This is a genomic window from Burkholderia sp. SIMBA_062, from assembly GCF_046534765.1.
In the GTDB taxonomy this organism is placed as follows: Bacteria; Pseudomonadota; Gammaproteobacteria; order Burkholderiales; family Burkholderiaceae; genus Burkholderia; species Burkholderia ambifaria.
In genome coordinates this window covers 1-258 of the sequence record NZ_JAWRYD010000391.1, presented here as the reverse complement: position 1 = coordinate 258, position 258 = coordinate 1, and the positions used below count along the sequence as shown (strand labels likewise).

Sequence of the window (258 nt, the reverse complement as noted above, 5' to 3'; positions counted from 1 at the left end):
ATAGCCATAGCAGATATGGACGGCTGTTTCGCACTTGAGGCCTTCAATGGCCCTTTCCAGGGTGGCCACGCCCCAGTCATTCACTTCGTCGAAGAAGACATTGAATGCCGGTTCGTCGAACTGAATGATGTCAACACCGGCCGCTTCCAGTTCCCGGGCTTCCTGATTGAGAATCCTGGCGAATTCCCAGGCCAGTTTCTCGCGGCTTTTATAGTGGGTGTCGTACAAGGTATCGATCATGGTCATGGGGCCAGGCAG

1 pseudogene is annotated in these 258 nt (G+C 54.3%); it reads right to left on the bottom strand.

What is annotated here, in order from left to right:
• A pseudogene (locus SB786_RS36805) lies at positions 1 to 258 on the bottom strand (methionine synthase); the annotation flags it as partial.